Below are 16411 nucleotides of genomic sequence, written 5' to 3'. Positions count from 1 at the left end.
AGGTCGCTGCGGCTTACTCGCCTTTGGCCACTTCGTGGTTGGCCATCATCTCCAGCGCGCGCACCATGGCCGAGTGGTCCCAGCCGGCACCGCCGTGGGCGACGCAGGAATTGAACAGCTCTTGCGCGGTCGCCGTGTTGGGCAGCGAGACGCCGAGCGCACGGGCGCCGGCCAACGCGAGGTTGAGGTCCTTCTGGTGCAGCTCGATGCGGAAGCCGGGATTGAAGGTGCGCTTGACCATGCGCTCGCCGTGCACCTCGAGGATGCGCGAGTTGGCGAAGCCGCCCATCAACGCCTGACGCACCTTGGCGGGATCGGTGCCGGCCTTGGAGGCGAACAGCAGCGCCTCGCCGACGGCCTCGATGGTCAGCGCGACGATGATCTGGTTGGCGACCTTGCAGGTCTGGCCGGAGCCTGTGTCGCCGACCAGGGTGATGTTCTTGCCCATCAGTTCGAACAGTGGCTTCACCTTGGCGAAGGCGGCCTCGGGCCCGCCGCACATGATGGTCAGCGCCGCGTTCTTCGCGCCGACTTCGCCGCCCGACACCGGCGCGTCGATGTAGTCGCACTTCTGCTCGTTGATGCGCGCGGCGAACTGCTTGGTTTCGATCGGCGAGATCGAGCTCATGTCGACGACGATTTTGCCCGGCGCGAGGCCCGCGGCGACGCCGTCCTTGCCGAACAGCACCTTCTCCACGTCCGGTGTGTCCGGCACCATGGTGATGATGACGTCGGCTTTTTGCGCCACTTCCCGCGGCGAGGCACAGGCGATCCCGCCGGCATCGATCAATTCCCTGGCGACACCCGAGCGGCTGAAGAGATAGGCGGTGTGGCCGCCGGCGATGAGGTGGCCGGCCATGGGCTTGCCCATGATGCCGAGGCCGATGAATCCGATGTTCATAGCAATTCTCCTTGATGTACGGGGGGGCTCAGCGCTTCAGGTAGGCAGCAGCCCAGCCGAGGCCGGCGGCAGTCGTGGCGGCCGGCTTGTATTCGCAGCCGATCCAGCCTTGATAGCCGATCTTGTCGAGGAAGGCGAAGAGGAAGTGGTAATTGATTTCGCCGCTGCCCGGCTCGTTGCGGCCGGGATTGTCGGCGAGTTGCATGTGCGCGATCCGCGGCAGGTTGTTCTCCATGGTCTTCGCCAGTTCGCCTTCCATGCGCTGCATGTGATAGATGTCGTACTGTACGAAGAGGTTGTCCGATCCGGTCTCGGCGATTATGTCCAGCGCCTGCTGCGTGCGGTTCAGGAAGAAGCCGGGGATGTCGAAGGTGTTGATCGCCTCGATCAGCAGCCTGATCCCAACGGCCGAGAGTTTCGGCGCGGCATACTTGAGGTTCTCGACCAGGGTGCGGCGGGCGTCGGCGTCCGCCACGTTCGCCGGCTTGATGCCGGCCAGGCAGTTTAGTTGCGGCACGCCCAGCGCCGTGGCGTAGGCGATGGCCTGATCGACGCCGTCGCGGAACTCCTGCACCCGCGCCGGATCGCAGGCGATGCCGCGATCGCCGCCGGCCCAGTTGCCGGCCGGCAGGTTGTGCAGCACCAGCTGCAGCTTGTTGCGCCCGAGCGCATCCCTGAGCTGCTCGACGGTGTAATCGTAGGGAAAGAGGAACTCGACGGCGGAAAAGCCCGCGGCGGCGGCCAAGTCGAAGCGCTCGAGGAAGGGCACTTCGTTGAACAGCATGGTCAGGTTGGCTGCGAGTCGCGGCATGGTCATGCCTCCTGAAGGGCCGTCCCGAAGGAGACAGCGCCCCCCGTGGGGGCAGCGAACGAAGTGAGCGTGGGGGCCATGACTACGCTTCCTCAAGGGCGGGCTGGGCTGCGGCCGGCTGCTTCTTCTCTGTCGCCGGCGGCAGGTCGAGAACGGGCTCCCATTCTCGCACGGCATTGATTTCGGTCCCCATGGCGATGTTGGTGACGCGCTCGAGGATGCATTCGACCACCACCGGCACCGAGTGCTCGGCCATCAGCGCGCGGGCGCGCTCGAAAGCCGGGGCGATGTCCGCGGGATGCTCGACGCGGATCGCCTTGCAGCCCAAGCCCTCGGCCACCTTGACGTGGTCGACGCCGTAGCCGGCGAGCTCGGGCGAGTTGATGTTGTCGAAGGATAGCTGCACGCAGTAGTCCATGTCGAAGTTCATCTGCGCCTGGCGGATCAGGCCGAGGTAGGAGTTGTTCACCACGACGTGGATGAAGGGCACCTTGAACTGCGCCGCCACCGCCAGCTCCTCGATCATGAACTGGAAGTCGTAGTCGCCCGAGATGGCCACGACGTCGGCCGTCGGATCGGCCACCTTGGCACCGATCGCCGCCGGCAGTGTCCAGCCCAGCGGGCCAGCCTGGCCGGCGTTGATCCAGTGGCGCGGCTTGTAGACGTTGAGGAACTGCGCGGCGGAGATCTGCGACAGGCCGATGGTGGTGATGTAACGGGCGTCGCGGCCGAAATAGGCATTCATCTCGTGCCAGACGCGGTGCGGCTTCATCGGGGCTTCATCGAAATCGCTCTTGCGCAGCATGGTCTTCTTGCGGCCCTGGCAGTCGGCGACCCAGGCCTTGCGCGACTTGAGCTGGCCGGCGGCCTTCATCTCGCGGGCTACGGTCAGGAGTTGTTCGAGCGCTGCCTTGGCGTCGGAGGCGATGCCGAGGTCGGGGCCGAAGACGCGGCCGATCTGGGTGGGCTCGATGTCGATATGCACGAACTTGCGCCCCTGGGTATAGACGTCGACCGAACCCGTGTGGCGGTTGGCCCAGCGGTTGCCGATGCCCATGACGAAGTCGGACGCGAGCAGGGTCGCATTGCCGTAGCGGTGCGAGGTCTGCAGGCCGACCATGCCGGCCATCAGCGGATGGTCGTCGGGAATCGCGCCCCAGCCCATCAGCGTCGGGATCACCGGCACCTCGAGCAGTTCGGCGAATTCCACCAGCAGCTTGTCGGCGTCGGCGTTGAAGATGCCGCCGCCGGCCACGATCAGCGGACGCTCGGCGGCATTCAGCATGGCCATGGCCTTCTCGCACTGGGCGCGGGTGGCGGCGGGCTTGTAGGCCTGCAGCGGGGCGTAGGTGTCGGGATCGAACTCGATCTCGGCGACCTGCACGTCGAAGGGCAGGTCGATCAGCACCGGACCCGGGCGGCCCGAGCGCATCACATGGAAGGCCTGCTGGAACACGCTCGGCACCAGTGCCGGCTCGCGCACCGTCACCGCCCACTTGGTCACCGGCTTGGCGATGGACTCGATGTCCACGGCCTGGAAGTCCTCCTTGTAGAGCCGTGCGCGCGGCGCCTGGCCGGTGATGCACAGTATCGGAATGGAGTCGGCGGAAGCCGAGTAGAGACCGGTGATCATGTCGGTGCCGGCCGGGCCCGAGGTGCCGATGCAGACGCCGATGTTGCCGGCCTTCGTCCGCGTGTAGCCATCGGCCATGTGCGAGGCGCCCTCGACGTGGCGGGCGAGGTAGTGTTTGAAGCCGCCATTGGCGCGCAGCGCCGAGTACAGGGGGTTGATGGCGGCGCCGGGCACGCCGAAGGCGGTGTCTATGCCTTCCTTCTTCAGGATGTGGGCGGCGGCGTCTACTGCTCTCATGCGGGCCATGTCTTTCTCCTCATCGAATGATGGCTGTTGATGGGGTGAAGATTAGTGGCTTTATCCGGTTAAAGAAAGAAAGCAATAATCAATTGATTGTTGCAAAATACGCAAAGAGCTAGGGATTGGGAGAGCGTGTCGTGGATCGATTGAAAACCATGGAAACCTTCGTCGCCGTGGCGATGCGCGGCAGCCTGACGGCCGCGGCCGGGGCCGAGGGCGTGGCGCCGGCGGTGGTCAGCCGCCGCCTCGACGCGTTGGAGGAGCACCTCGGCGTCAAGCTGATGGTGCGCACCACGCGCAAGGTCACGCTGACTTTCGAAGGCAGCGCCTTTCTCGAAGACTGCCAGCGCATCCTGCGCGACGTCGGCGATGCCGAGGCCGCGGTCAGCCTCGGCGGCGTCAAGGCACGCGGCCACCTGCGCATTTCCGCGCCGGCGGGTTTCGGCCGCAGGCATGTGGCCCCGCTCCTGCTACAGTATCTCGGGGACAACCCGGAAGTGAATGCCAACCTCGACCTGTCCGACCGCATGGTCGACCTGGTCAACGAGAACGTCGATTGTGCCGTGCGCATCGGCGAGCTGGCGGATTCCAGCCTGGTCAGCGTGCGCCTCGGCGAAATGCGCCGCGTGGTGGTGGCCAGTCCCGACTATCTGGCCCGGCGCGGCGTCCCGCCAGCGCCGACTTTTCTCGCCGGGCACGATTGCCTGTCGCTGGGGCAGCAGCGCGGCTGGGTGTTTCGCGAGGCGGAGGGCAGCGCGAAGACCACGACCGTCAAGGTCAGCGGCATGCTCGAATGCAACGACGGTGCTGTGCTGCACGACTGGGCGCTGGCCGGTCGCGGCCTGGCCTGGCGCTCGATGTGGGAAGTCGGCGAGGACCTGCGCACGGGTCGGCTGGTGTCCGTGCTGGACGCATGGGCGGCGCCGCCGGTCGGTATCTACGCGGTGTTCCCGCAGCGCCGCCACCTGCCCCTGCGCGTGCGGCTGTTCGTCGATCTGCTCAAGGCATCGTACGGTGATCCGGAATACTGGCTCGCACCGTGAAAAAAGCCGCACGGGATGTGCCCGTGCGGCCGTTTTCCTTGCTGCGGTGCTACTCCACTCCCCCTGTCTCGGGGGTCTGGTTGGTGCTCAGTGGAACTGTTCCTCTTCGGTCGAGCCGGTCAGCGCCTTGACGCTGGAGGAACCGCCCTGGATCACGGTGGTGACGTCGTCGAAGTAGCCGGCGCCGACTTCCTGCTGGTGCGAGACGAAGGTGTAGCCCTGCTCGCGGGCAGCGAATTCCTTCTCCTGCACCATCTCCACGTAGTGCTTCATGCCTTCGCCGCGGGCGTAGGCGTGGGCGAACTGGAAGGTGTTGAACCAGTTGATATGGATGCCGGCCAGGGTGATGAACTGGTACTTGTAGCCCATGGCCGAGAGCTCTTCCTGGAACTTGGCGATGGTCTTGTCGTCGAGGTTCTTCTTCCAGTTGAAGGAGGGCGAGCAGTTGTAGGACAGCAGCTTGCCGGGGTTCTTGGCCAGCACGGCCTGGGCGAACTCGCGGGCGAAGCCGAGGTCGGGCGTGCCGGTCTCGCACCACACCAGGTCGGCGTAGGGCGCGTAGGCGACGCCTCGGCTGATGGCCTGCTCGAGGCCGTTCTTGACGCGGTAGAAGCCTTCCTGGGTGCGCTCGCCGGTGAGGAAGGGTTTGTCGTTGGCGTCGTGGTCGGAGGTGATCAGGTTGGCGGCCTCGGCGTCGGTGCGGGCCAGGATGATGGTGGGCACGCCCATGGTGTCGGCGGCGAAGCGCGCGGAGATCAGTTTCTCGCAGGCTTCCTGGGTAGGCACCAGCACCTTGCCGCCCATGTGGCCGCACTTCTTCACGGCGGCGAGCTGGTCCTCGAAGTGCACGCCGGCGGCGCCGGCGGCGATCATGTTCTTCATCAGCTCGAAGGCGTTGAGAACGCCGCCGAAGCCGGCTTCCGCATCGGCCACGATGGGCAGGAAGTAGTCGACGAACTCCGGGCTGCCGGGTTCGATGCCGCGACCCCACTGGATTTCGTCGGCACGCTTGAAGGTATTGTTGATGCGGCGAACCATGGTCGGCACCGAGTCGTAGGCGTAGAGCGACTGGTCCGGGTACATGGTCTCGGAAGTGTTGCCGTCGGCGGCGACCTGCCAGCCCGACAGATAGACGGCCTCGAGGCCGGCCTTGGCCTGCTGCATGGCCTGGCCGGCGGTGATGGCGCCGAAGGCATTGACGTAACCTTTCTTGGCGCCGCCGTTGACCTTTTCCCACAGCTTCTCGGCGCCGCGCTTGGCCAGGGTGTACTCGATGGGCATGGAACCGCGCAGGCGCACGACGTCGGCGGCGGAGTAGCCGCGCTTGACGCCCTTCCAGCGGGGGTTTTCTTTCCAGTCCTTCTCCAGGGCGGCGATTTGCTCTTGGCGGGTGCTCATGGCGGTGTCCTCTCGTGATTGGGTTCGGGGGCGATAACGGTGATGCAGTGCGGTGGAGTATAGTGACTTTTTTGCATAGCAACAAGTGTCTTATATAAGACATAAGTTACTACTTATGGCCCCATAAAGAAAGTCGGCGCTGGCGGTACGGCGGTGATAGACTTCGCCCCGCGCTGCCTGCATCAGTCTGTCTGCCGCGCATCGCGATTGGCTGTTCCTTCCGCGTTTTACCCCCAAGCGTCTCTGCCTAGACTGGTTCGTGCCCTGCACGTGAGGCCGATTCCATTCTAGGAGTTCCCATGAAGTTCACCGATCTCGGCCTCGATGCCGCGATTCTCCGTGCCGTTGCCGATCAGGGCTACGACACGCCTACCCCCATCCAGGCGCAGGCCATTCCCGTCGTGCTCGCCCGGCGCGACCTGATGGCCGCCGCCCAGACCGGCACCGGCAAGACCGCCGGCTTCGTCCTGCCGATGCTGCAACTGCTGTCGCAGGACGGCAACCTGTCGATCAAGCGCTTCAAGCCGCGCGCCCTGGTGCTTGCACCCACGCGCGAACTGGCGATCCAGGTGCAGGAAAGCGTCAAGACCTACGGCAAGCACCTGAAGCTGCGCTCGACGCCCATCTTCGGCGGCGTCGGCATCGGCCCGCAGACACGCATCCTCAAGGCCGGCGTCGACATCGTCGTCGCCACGCCGGGGCGCCTGCTCGACCACGTGAACCAGCGCGGCATCGACCTGTCCGGCATCGAGATCCTCGTCCTCGACGAGGCCGACCGCATGCTCGACATGGGCTTCATCCGCGACATTCGCAAGATCCTCTCGCTGCTGCCGAAGAAGAAGCAGAGCCTGCTGTTCTCGGCCACTTTCTCCGACGAGATTCGCGGCCTGGCCACCGGCCTGCTCGACAATCCCGCCAGCGTCGAGGTGGCGCGCCGCAACGCGCCGGCCGAGGCCGTGGCGCAGTGCGTCTATCACGTCGACCGCGAGCGCAAGCGCGACCTGCTGATCCGCCTGATCGAAGAAAACCAGTGGCACCAGGTTCTGGTTTTTACCCGCACCAAGCACGGCGCCGACGCGCTGGCCGAGCGTCTGGCCAAGGCTGGCATCAGCGCTGCGGCACTGCACGGCAACAAGAGCCAGGGCCAGCGCCAGCGGGCGCTCGAAGACTTCAAGCGACTGAAGACCAACGTGCTGGTGGCCACGGACATCGCCGCCCGCGGCATCGACATCGACGAACTGCCGCACGTGGTGAACTACGAGCTGCCCAACGTGCCCGAGGACTATGTGCACCGCATCGGCCGCACCGGCCGCGCCGGCAGCTCGGGCGAGGCGACCTCGCTGGTCTGCATCGACGAGCACAAGCTCTTGCGCGACATCGAGCGCGTGTTGAAGCGCGAGATCGAAAAGCGCGTGCTGCCGGGGTTCGAGCCCGACCCGCGCATCAAGGCCGAGCCGATCATGAAGCCGCGCGGCTCGGGCAGTGGCCGCACCGCCGCGACGCCGGGCAAGGCCCACGGGGGATTCCGTCCGCCGCAGCCGGCCAAGTCCAGCCGCAAGGCACCGGCCCGTGGCGGACTCCACCACTCCGGCTCACGCCATCAGTGATGCAATGACGTGGTGCTGACGAGGACGCCGTCCTCGTCAGCGTAAAGCCATTCACCCGGCCTGAAGGTGACGCCGCCGAAGCTCACCGCCACGTCGGCCTCGCCTTGGGCCTTTTTCACCGTTTTCAGCGGATGGGTGTCGAGCGCCAGCAGGCCGATTTCCATGCCGCCGATCGCGCGAGAGTCACGGATGCAGCCGTTGACGACGATGCCGGCCCAGCCATTCTTGAGCGCAAGCGCCGCCAGTTGGTCGCCGACCAGTGCGCAACGCAGGCTGCCGCCGCCATCGATGACCAGCACGCGGCCCTTGCCCGGGCCTTCCAGCGTCTTGCGCACGAGGCCGTTATCCTCGAACAGCTTGAGCGTGGCAATGGCGCCGTGAAATGCGGCGCGGCTGCCGAAGCTCGAGAACATCGGTTCGACTATGCGCAGGCTGCCGTCCGCCAGCATCGGCTCGTGGCTGTCGCACAAATCGGTCGTCAGTAGCTCCACATCGGTCTCCCCCGGAATAAGTCGGCCGTGGCGGGATGGCGGTTGTCGCCCGACGCGAGGCGGCCGCAGGCGGAATCGTTCAGGGCAGGGCCGGCTCGACCGCCTTTTCCTCCAGGGTCAGTCTGACCTTGTCGTCGTCGCCGAGGTCGATGGTCACCCGGCCGCCATGGGCCAGACGACCGAACAGCAGTTCGTCGGCCAACGCGGAACGGATGGTGTCCTGGATCAGCCGCGCCATCGGCCGCGCGCCCATCAGCGGGTCGAAGCCCTTTTCGGCCAGCCAGGCGCGCAAGTGATCGGTGAAGATCGCCTCGACCTTCTTCTCGTGCAACTGACCCTCGAGCTGCATCAGGAACTTGTCGACCACGCGCAGGATGATCTCGTTGTCGAGCGCCTTGAAGGAAATGATGGAGTCCAGGCGGTTGCGGAACTCGGGCGAAAACATGCGCTTGATGTCGGCCATTTCGTCGCCGGCCTGCTTGTTGGAGGTGAAGCCCATGGTGGTCTTCTGCAGCGCCTCGGCCCCGGCATTGGTGGTCATCACGATCACCACATTGCGGAAGTCGGCCTTGCGGCCGTTGTTGTCGGTCAGCGTACCGTGGTCCATGACCTGTAACAGGATGTTGAAGACGTCCGGATGCGCCTTCTCGATTTCGTCGAGCAACAGCACTGCATGCGGTTTCTTGGTCACGGCCTCGGTCAGCAGGCCGCCCTGGTCGAAACCGACGTAGCCCGGCGGCGCGCCGATCAGGCGGCTGACCGCGTGGCGTTCCATGTATTCCGACATGTCGAAGCGGATCAGCTCGATGCCCATGCAGTAGGCGAGCTGGCGCGCGACCTCGGTCTTGCCGACGCCCGTGGGGCCGGAGAACAGGAAGCTGCCGATGGGCTTGGTGGGGCTGCCGAGACCCGAGCGAGACATCTTGATCGCCCGGGCCAGCGCGTCGATGGCCGGGTCCTGGCCGAAAACCACGCTCTTCAGGTCGCGGTCGAGGTTCTTCAGCGCCGAGCGGTCGTCGGCGGAGACGTGTTGCGGCGGGATGCGGGCTATCTTGGCGACGATCTCCTCGATCTCCATCTTGCCGATGACCTTCTTCTGCTTCGACTTGGGCAGGATGCGCTGTGCCGCGCCGGCCTCGTCGATGACGTCGATGGCCTTGTCCGGCAGGTGGCGGTCGGTGATGTACTTCGCCGCCAACTCGGCGGCGTTGGTGATCGCCGCGGCCGAGTACTTGACGTTGTGGTGCTCCTCGAAGCGGCTCTTGAGGCCACGCAGGATCGACACGGTCTCTTCCACGCTAGGCTCGTTGACGTCGATCTTCTGGAAGCGCCGTGACAGCGCATGGTCTTTTTCGAAGACGCCGCGGAACTCGTTGTAGGTCGTGGCGCCGATGCACTTGAGCGCGCCGGACGACAAGGCTGGCTTGAGCAGGTTGGAAGCGTCAAGGGTGCCGCCCGAGGCGGCGCCGGCGCCGATCAGGGTGTGGATCTCGTCGATGAAGAGGATGGCGTCGGGGTCGTCGACCAGCTGCTTGAGCACGCCCTTGAGGCGCTGCTCGAAGTCACCGCGGTACTTGGTGCCGGCCAACAGGGCCCCCATGTCCAGAGCGAAAACCGTGGCGTTGGCCAGGATTTCCGGCACGCGCCCCTCGACGATGCGTCGCGCCAGACCCTCGGCGATCGCTGTCTTGCCGACGCCGGCTTCGCCGACCAGTAGCGGGTTGTTCTTGCGGCGGCGGCATAGCGTTTGCACCACGCGCTCGAGTTCCTTGTCGCGGCCGATCAGCGGGTCGATCTTGCCAGTGAGCGCGAGCTGATTGAGATTCTGGGTGAAACTCTCCAGCGGGCTTGACTTGGCGTCCGACGCCTCGGCTTCCTGCTCGCCGGCCTCGTCGCCCTTGGCCGCGGGCTGAGTCGTCTTGGTGATGCCGTGGGAAATGAAGTTGACTACGTCGAGGCGCGAGATGTTCTGCCGCTGCAGGAAATAGACGGCGTGGGAATCCTTTTCGCCGAAAATGGCGACCAGCACGTTGGCCCCAGTGACCTCCTTCTTGCCCGATGACTGGACGTGGAGGATCGCGCGTTGGATCACCCTCTGGAAGCCGAGTGTCGGCTGGGTATCGATCTCGTCATCGCCGGCGACGGTCGGTGTGTGCTGGTTGATGAACTGCAGCAGCTCGCGTCGCAGTTCGCCTATGTCGGCGGCGCATGCGCGCAGCACCTCGGCGGCGGACGGGTTGTCGAGCAGAGCCAGCAGCAGGTGCTCGACGGTGATGAACTCGTGGCGCTTCTGCCGTGCCTCGACAAAGGCCATGTGCAGGCTGACTTCCAGTTCTTGCGCAATCATCAACTTTCCTCCATCACGCACGCCAGCGGATGCTGATGCCGTCGCGCGAACGCCGACACCTGCTCGACCTTGGTGGCTGCGACGTCACGCGGATACGTGCCGCAGACTCCCTTGCCTTCCCGATGCACCTTGAGCATCACCACGGTGGCCTGCTCGCGGTTCATCGCAAAAAACGTTTGCAACACAACCACAACGAAATCCATCGGCGTGAAATCGTCGTTGAGCAACAGCACCTTGAAGAGCGGTGGTGGCTTGATGCGGCTCTTCTCGGGGACCAGGGCGACGCCGTCGTCGTGCAACTGGTCGCCGGTCTTCGGCTGGTGCGGCTTGCGTGTTGCCATGAAAAGATTCTAATGCGAATTGTGCGGGCCGCAACCTTGCGGCCAAGAGGGGAAAAGGCCCCTGAATGCACGATATTTCGGGGCGGGGCGGCGTTCGACAAGAGGGTGCGGCGCGAACGCTTCGGTCATGTTGTCATGCAGCAAAGAAAGTGCTTGACGCACGGGGGCAAAGTGCGTAAAAGGCGAGACGTGTTTGTGTCTGGCTCCCCCGCAGTGTCGAAAGCGCCGCAGTCTCTAATTCCCCTGAATTACCGCTTGGCCTCTTCCGCTGTATCGAGCTCGTCCTGCAAACATGCTCGGAGCATATTCGCTCCGTTTCGTTTCATATTTTAAGGAAGAGGTTTATGGCAACTGGTACTGTCAAGTGGTTCAACGACGCCAAGGGTTTCGGATTCATCACGCCGGATGACGGCAGCGAGGATCTGTTCGCTCACTTCTCGGCGATCAACATGGCGGGCTTCAAGTCCCTGAAGGAAGGCGAAAAGGTCACATTCGATGTCGTCCAGGGCCCCAAAGGCAAGCAGGCGTCGAACATCCAGAAGCCCTGAGCCACTGCATCCGCTGTAAATGAAAAGCCCGCCGACTGGCGGGCTTTTTTTCTGCTGCACTTCGTTGTTCTGGCAGCGCCGGTGCGCCGCCAGCCGGTGCTACATGCGCTCGATCATCGCCTGGCCGAAGGCCGAGCATTTGACTTCAGTGGCGCCTTCCATCAGGCGGGCAAAGTCGTAGGTGACGATCTTGTCGGCGATCGCCGCTTCCATGGAGGAGATGATCAGATCGGCGGCTTCCTTCCAGCCCATGTGGCGCAACATCATCTCGGCGGAGAGGATCAGCGACCCCGGATTCACGTAGTCCTTGCCGGCGTACTTCGGCGCGGTACCGTGGGTGGCCTCGAACACCGCGTAGACGTCTGAGATGTTGGCGCCAGGCGCGATGCCGATGCCGCCGACCTGGGCGGCCAGTGCGTCGGAGATGTAGTCGCCGTTGAGGTTGAGCGTGGCGATCACGTCGTACTCGGCCGGGCGCAGCAGGATCTGCTGCAGGAAGGCGTCGGCGATGGCGTCCTTGATGACGATGTCGCGACCGGTTTTCGGGTTCTTGAAGGAGCACCAGGGGCCGCCGTCGATGGGCTTGGCGCCGAACTCGCTCTGCGCCAGGGCGTAGCCCCAGTCGCGGAACCCGCCTTCGGTATACTTCATGATGTTGCCCTTGTGCACCAGCGTCACCGAACGGCGGTCGTTGTCGACCGCGTATTTGATGGCGGCGCGCACCAGGCGCTCGGTGCCTTCGCGCGATACGGGCTTGATGCCGATGCTCGACGTGGCCGGGAAGCGGATCTTCTTGACGCCCATTTCGTCCTGCAGGAACTTGATGATCTTCCTGGCGTTGTCGGATTCGGCCATCCATTCGATGCCGGCGTAGATGTCCTCGGTGTTCTCGCGAAAAATCACCATGTCGGTCTTGCTCGGATCCTTCAGCGGCGAGGGAATGCCCTTGAAGTAACGCACCGGGCGTACGCATTGGTAAAGGTCGAGTTCCTGGCGCAGCGCCACGTTGAGCGAGCGGATGCCGCCGCCGACCGGCGTGGTCAGTGGTCCCTTGATCGAGACCGGGAATTCCTTGCAGGCGGCGAGCGTTTCCTCGGGCAGCCACACGTCGGGACCGTACAGGCGCGTGGCTTTCTCGCCGGCATAGACCTCCATCCACGAAATCTTCTTCTTGCCCCCGTAGGCCTTGGCCACGGCGGCATCGACGACCGCCTTCATCACCGGCGTGATGTCCACGCCGATGCCGTCACCTTCGATGAAGGGGATGATCGGATTGTCGGGTATCGGCTGGCCTGCGACGATCTTCTGGCCTTCGCTGGGAACCTTGATCAGGGGTGCGCTCATGGATGCTCCGTGACGGTGAGATTGTGATTAGGCAGGTTTATTATTACATACGCGAGATTTATGGAAATGATCTTGCTCGGTAGTTTCGCGTGATGCAAAGGTGACCCTGATGATAGGCACAGCAACGACCGTTGTCGAGGCGGGTGGCTGTATAAGATGCGCGTCGCGGGGTACTTGCTAGAATCCACTCATTCCCCAACGATGTTCCGCTATTGCCATGGCTTCGCAGCAGCGCATTGCCCAGCGCATCGCCGAGACGATGATCGAGGGCTTCAATCGTCACTATCGGCTGTTCCGCGAATGTTCGGCCGCGGCCAAGGCGCGTTTCGACGCGGCGGATTGGGCTGGGGCGCAGCAGGCCGTCAAGGAGCGCATCGCCTTCTACGATGACCGGGTGAAGGAGACGCTGCAACGGTTGCGCGAGGAGTTCCACACCGAGTCTCTCGACGATGTGATTTGGCAGCAGGCAAAGCTCTATTACATCGGCGAGCTGCTCGAGCATCAGCAGCCGGAACTGGCGGAGACGTTCTTCAATTCCGTGTTCTGCCGAATCATGCACCGGACGTACTTCCACAACGATTTCATCTTCGTGCGTCCGGCCATTTCCACCGAATTCTTCGAGTCCGAGCCGCCCACCTATCGCAGCTACTATCCGAATGCCAGCGGGTTTCGCGCCTCCATTCGGCGCATGTTCCTGGACTTCGGCTGGCAACGGACCTTCGAAGACTTGGAGCGCGACGTCGAATACGTGATGCTGACCGTCGAACGACACCTCGGCGATTGGCCGCAGGCCGAGGCCAACCTGCAGATTCAGGTCCTCAATTCGGCCTTCTATCGCAACAAGGGCGCCTACGTTATCGGCAAGGCGGTCAACGGCGCCGACGAGTACCCGTTCGCCGTGCCGGTGCTGCACAACGCCGTCGGTCAGCTCTACCTCGACACCGTGATCCTCGATGTCTGGCGCATCGGCGCGCTGTTCTCGCTCTCGCGGGCCTACTTCATGGTCGACATGCCGGCGCCGGCGGACTACGTCCACTTTCTGCGGACCATCATGCCCAACAAGCCGCGCTCCGAGCTTTACACCATGCTTGGCCTCGGCAAGCAGGGCAAGACCATGTTCTTCCGTGATCTCATGTATCACCTCCACCACTCGGAAGACCAGTTCATCATTGCGCCGGGTATCCGTGGCCTGGTGATGCTGGTGTTTACGCTGCCGTCCTACCCATACGTCTTCAAGGTAATCAAGGATGTTTTCGGGGCGAGCAAGGAGGTTGATCACGAGACCGTCAAGCGCAAGTACCAATTGGTGAAGCAGGTCGATCGCGTGGGTCGCATGGCCGACACGCTCGAGTTTTCCAACGCAGCGTTTCCGCGTGAGCGCTTTGCGCCAGACCTGATAGAGGAACTGAAGAAGCAGGTTCCCTCCCAGCTCGAAGAGGATGGGGATGACCTCATCATCAAACACCTGTACATCGAGCGTCGCATGGAGCCGCTCAACCTGCATCTCGATCGAGCGCAGAGGGCCGGGCGGGACGATCTGATCGAGGAAGCGGCGGAGGAGTATGGCAACGCTATCCGGGAACTGGCCATCGCGAATATCTTTCCCGGCGACATGCTGTGGAAAAATTTCGGCGTGACGCGTTATGGGCGCGTGGTGTTCTACGACTACGACGAGATCGAGTACATGACGGATTGCAACTTCCGTCGCATCCCGGTGGCACCGGATCCCGAAATGGAACTGTTGGGAGATGTCTGGTACTCGGTGGCGCGCAACGATGTCTTTCCCGAGGAATTCGCCACTTTCCTGCTGACCTCGCCGAAGATTCGGCAAGCGTTCATGCGGCACCATGCGGACCTTCTCGATGCAGGGTTCTGGCAGCAGGCGCAGGAGCAGATCCGCCGCGGCGAAGTCATTGATTTCTTTCCCTATCCCGAGTGGCTGCGGTTCTGCAACGTCTTCGAACTCGGCTGCGATCAGCGTTGACCTGTCGACCGTGGCCCGGATCGTTCTCTTCAACAAGCCCTGCGGAGTGCTGACGCAATTCACCGACAGTGGTGGGCGTCCGACGCTTAAGGACTACATCGACGTGCCCGGGGTCTATGCTGCGGGGCGTCTCGATGCCGACAGCGAAGGGCTCGTCGTGCTTACGGACGACGGTCTACAGCAGGAGCGCATCAGCGACCCGCGCCACAAGCTGGACAAGGTGTATTGGGCGCAAGTCGAGGGGATCCCCGATGAAACGGCCCTGGCGGGGTTGCGAAGCGGTATCGATCTCGGGGACTTCGTTACCCGACCGTGTCGTGCGCGGCAGATCGCGGAGCCCCCCGGCCTTTGGCCGCGCGTGCCTCCCATCCGTGTCCGGGCTGCGATTCCGACGTCCTGGCTCGAAATCGGCATCGCCGAGGGGAAGAACCGACAAATCAGGCGGATGACGGCCAAGGTCGGCTTCCCGACCTTGCGGCTGGTGCGGTGGGCCGTGGGCGAATGGACGCTGGCCGGATTGGCACCCGGGCAGTGGCGGCTCCTAGCTGCGACGAACCGTGTCAACCCAATGGTCGGGGGCCGCGTTAATCGCCTCGGCTAACCCGGTTTTGCGGTAAGTCATTAACGTTAATTCACCTCTAGAGGAAATATACCCATGAACAAACTGATCGCTATCCTGATCGCCGGCGCCTTCGCCGCTTCCGCCGCCATCGCCGCCGACGCCCCCAAGGCCGACGCCAAGGCTGCTGCTCCCGCCGCTGCTGCCCCGGCCGCCGCCCCGGCTGCCGCTAAGGCCGACGCGCCGAAGGGCATGGAAGGCATGGAAGCCAAGAAAGACGAGAAGAAGCCCAAGAAAGAGAAGAAGGCCAAGAAAGAGAAGAAGGCCAAGCAAGAAGGCATGTCCGGCATGTCGGGCGCGGAAGCCAAGAAGTAATTCGGGCTTCAGTTTGAAAGAAAAGAGCGGGGCTTGCCCCGCTTTTTTTGTTTGTACGGTGCATTGATGGCCGTCAACCCGTTGATCTAATGATCGTTATAATCGGCAGACCAGGAAACTGGCCTGCATTAATCAACCTACTCTAAAGGAATTTCGCATGAGCAAACTGCTGTCCGCCCTGATCGTTGCCGCCTTCGCCACCACCGCCATCGCTGCCGACGCGCCCAAGGCCGAAGCCAAAGCCGAAGCCAAAGCCGCCGCCCCGGCCGCCGCGAAGGCCGATGCCCCGAAGGGCATGTCCGGCATGGAAGCCAAGAAGGACGAGAAGAAGGATGCCAAGGCCGAGAAGAAGGATGCCAAGGCCGCCGAGCAGAAGGGCATGTCCGGCATGGAAGCCAAGAAGGACGAGAAGAAGGCTGACCAGAAGGGTATGTCCGGCATGGAAGCCAAGAAGGACGAGAAGAAGGCTGACCAGAAGGGTATGTCCGGCATGGAAGCCAAGAAGGACGAGAAGAAGGCCGATAAGAAGTAATCGACCGCATTTTCTGGCGAGAGGGCAGGGGTGACCCTGCCCTTTTGCTTTTTGTGTTCAGAGAGTTCCGGATGACCAGGAAAAAAATGCACAAGGGGCTTTACAGGGCATTTTTCTGTCCCTATAATTCGGCCTCTCTGCTGATTGCGGAGCCGCGAAAGGGCTAGTCCCTGTAGCGAAGATCTTTAAAAACCAAACAGCCGATAGGTGTAGGTGCTTGTGGGGCTGGAGGCGGTGGTGGGGTTTGTTCCCGAGAT

At 63.4% G+C, this 16411-nt stretch carries 15 protein-coding genes; 7 read left to right on the top strand and 8 right to left on the bottom strand.

Annotation, left to right across the window (positions count from 1 at the left end):
* Positions 1-13: 13 nt before the first annotated feature.
* The 3 genes from EJE94_RS00080 to gcl all read right to left on the bottom strand — a co-directional run bounded on the left by EJE94_RS00080 (position 14) and on the right by gcl (position 3591).
* Positions 14-901 carry a 2-hydroxy-3-oxopropionate reductase gene (locus tag EJE94_RS00080; protein WP_121239472.1) on the bottom strand — a complete coding sequence of 296 codons (888 nt, stop codon included), beginning with the start codon at positions 899-901 and terminating at the stop codon, positions 14-16.
* 28 nt (positions 902-929) lie between these two features.
* A complete protein-coding gene (gene hyi / locus EJE94_RS00075; protein WP_121240500.1) occupies positions 930-1712 on the bottom strand; it encodes a hydroxypyruvate isomerase in 783 nt (260 codons plus the stop codon).
* An 82-nt stretch (positions 1713-1794) separates the two neighbouring features.
* A complete protein-coding gene (gene gcl / locus EJE94_RS00070) occupies positions 1795-3591 on the bottom strand; it encodes a glyoxylate carboligase (protein ID WP_121239471.1) in 1797 nt (598 codons plus the stop codon).
* Between the two features lie 131 nt (positions 3592-3722).
* On the opposite strand from gcl, the gene EJE94_RS00065 reads away from it, so the two are divergent.
* The gene (locus EJE94_RS00065) at positions 3723-4628 is read left to right on the top strand and encodes a LysR family transcriptional regulator (protein ID WP_121239470.1); all 906 of its coding nucleotides are present in this window, start codon (positions 3723-3725) and stop codon (positions 4626-4628) included.
* 87 nt (positions 4629-4715) lie between these two features.
* Here the strand turns inward: EJE94_RS00065 and aceA are convergent, their stop codons facing one another.
* On the bottom strand, positions 4716-6026 hold the full coding sequence (aceA, locus tag EJE94_RS00060) for an isocitrate lyase (RefSeq protein WP_121239469.1): 1311 nt from the start codon (positions 6024-6026) through the stop codon (positions 4716-4718).
* A gap of 299 nt (positions 6027-6325) precedes the next feature.
* Between aceA and EJE94_RS00055 the strand changes: the two genes are divergently transcribed.
* A complete protein-coding gene (locus tag EJE94_RS00055) occupies positions 6326-7633 on the top strand; it encodes a DEAD/DEAH box helicase (protein ID WP_121239468.1) in 1308 nt (435 codons plus the stop codon).
* Here EJE94_RS00055 and rraA read toward each other — a convergent pair.
* The 3 genes from rraA to clpS form a co-directional block, all read right to left on the bottom strand.
* Positions 7627-8124 carry a ribonuclease E activity regulator RraA gene (rraA, locus tag EJE94_RS00050; RefSeq protein WP_121239467.1) on the bottom strand — a complete coding sequence of 166 codons (498 nt, stop codon included), beginning with the start codon at positions 8122-8124 and terminating at the stop codon, positions 7627-7629. The genes EJE94_RS00055 and rraA overlap by 7 nt on opposite strands.
* Before the next feature lie 79 nt (positions 8125-8203).
* Positions 8204-10471: an ATP-dependent Clp protease ATP-binding subunit ClpA gene (gene clpA, locus EJE94_RS00045; RefSeq protein WP_121239466.1), complete on the bottom strand. Its 2268-nt coding sequence runs from the start codon at positions 10469-10471 to the stop codon at positions 8204-8206.
* On the bottom strand, positions 10471-10812 hold the full coding sequence (gene clpS / locus EJE94_RS00040; RefSeq protein WP_121239465.1) for an ATP-dependent Clp protease adapter ClpS: 342 nt from the start codon (positions 10810-10812) through the stop codon (positions 10471-10473). Before clpS ends, clpA begins: the two co-directional genes overlap by 1 nt.
* A gap of 344 nt (positions 10813-11156) precedes the next feature.
* Here clpS and EJE94_RS00030 point away from each other — a divergent pair, with 344 nt between their 5' ends.
* Positions 11157-11360 (top strand): cold-shock protein, encoded by a 204-nt coding sequence (locus EJE94_RS00030; RefSeq protein WP_121239464.1) that lies wholly within the window; start codon positions 11157-11159, stop codon positions 11358-11360.
* 99 nt (positions 11361-11459) lie between these two features.
* Here EJE94_RS00030 and icd read toward each other — a convergent pair whose 3' ends face one another.
* Positions 11460-12704, bottom strand: a complete 1245-nt coding sequence (gene icd / locus EJE94_RS00025; protein ID WP_121239463.1) for an NADP-dependent isocitrate dehydrogenase — start codon at positions 12702-12704, stop codon at positions 11460-11462.
* A gap of 217 nt (positions 12705-12921) precedes the next feature.
* Between icd and aceK the strand changes: the two genes are divergently transcribed.
* The 4 genes from aceK (at position 12922) to EJE94_RS00005 (ending at position 16154) form a co-directional block, all read left to right on the top strand.
* A complete protein-coding gene (gene aceK, locus EJE94_RS00020; protein ID WP_121239462.1) occupies positions 12922-14688 on the top strand; it encodes a bifunctional isocitrate dehydrogenase kinase/phosphatase in 1767 nt (588 codons plus the stop codon).
* Between the two features lie 10 nt (positions 14689-14698).
* The gene (locus EJE94_RS00015; protein WP_121239461.1) at positions 14699-15289 is read left to right on the top strand and encodes a pseudouridine synthase; all 591 of its coding nucleotides are present in this window, start codon (positions 14699-14701) and stop codon (positions 15287-15289) included.
* A 54-nt stretch (positions 15290-15343) separates the two neighbouring features.
* Positions 15344-15622 carry a hypothetical protein gene (locus EJE94_RS00010; protein ID WP_121239460.1) on the top strand — a complete coding sequence of 93 codons (279 nt, stop codon included), beginning with the start codon at positions 15344-15346 and terminating at the stop codon, positions 15620-15622.
* Positions 15623-15779: 157 nt separating this feature from the next.
* Positions 15780-16154: a hypothetical protein gene (locus tag EJE94_RS00005; protein WP_121239459.1), complete on the top strand. Its 375-nt coding sequence runs from the start codon at positions 15780-15782 to the stop codon at positions 16152-16154.
* The last annotated feature ends 257 nt before the right edge of the window (positions 16155-16411 follow it).

This window comes from Sulfurisoma sediminicola (assembly GCF_003865015.1).
Lineage (GTDB): Bacteria > Pseudomonadota > Gammaproteobacteria > Burkholderiales > Rhodocyclaceae > Sulfurisoma > Sulfurisoma sediminicola.
This window is presented reverse-complemented; position numbering and strand designations above follow the sequence as displayed.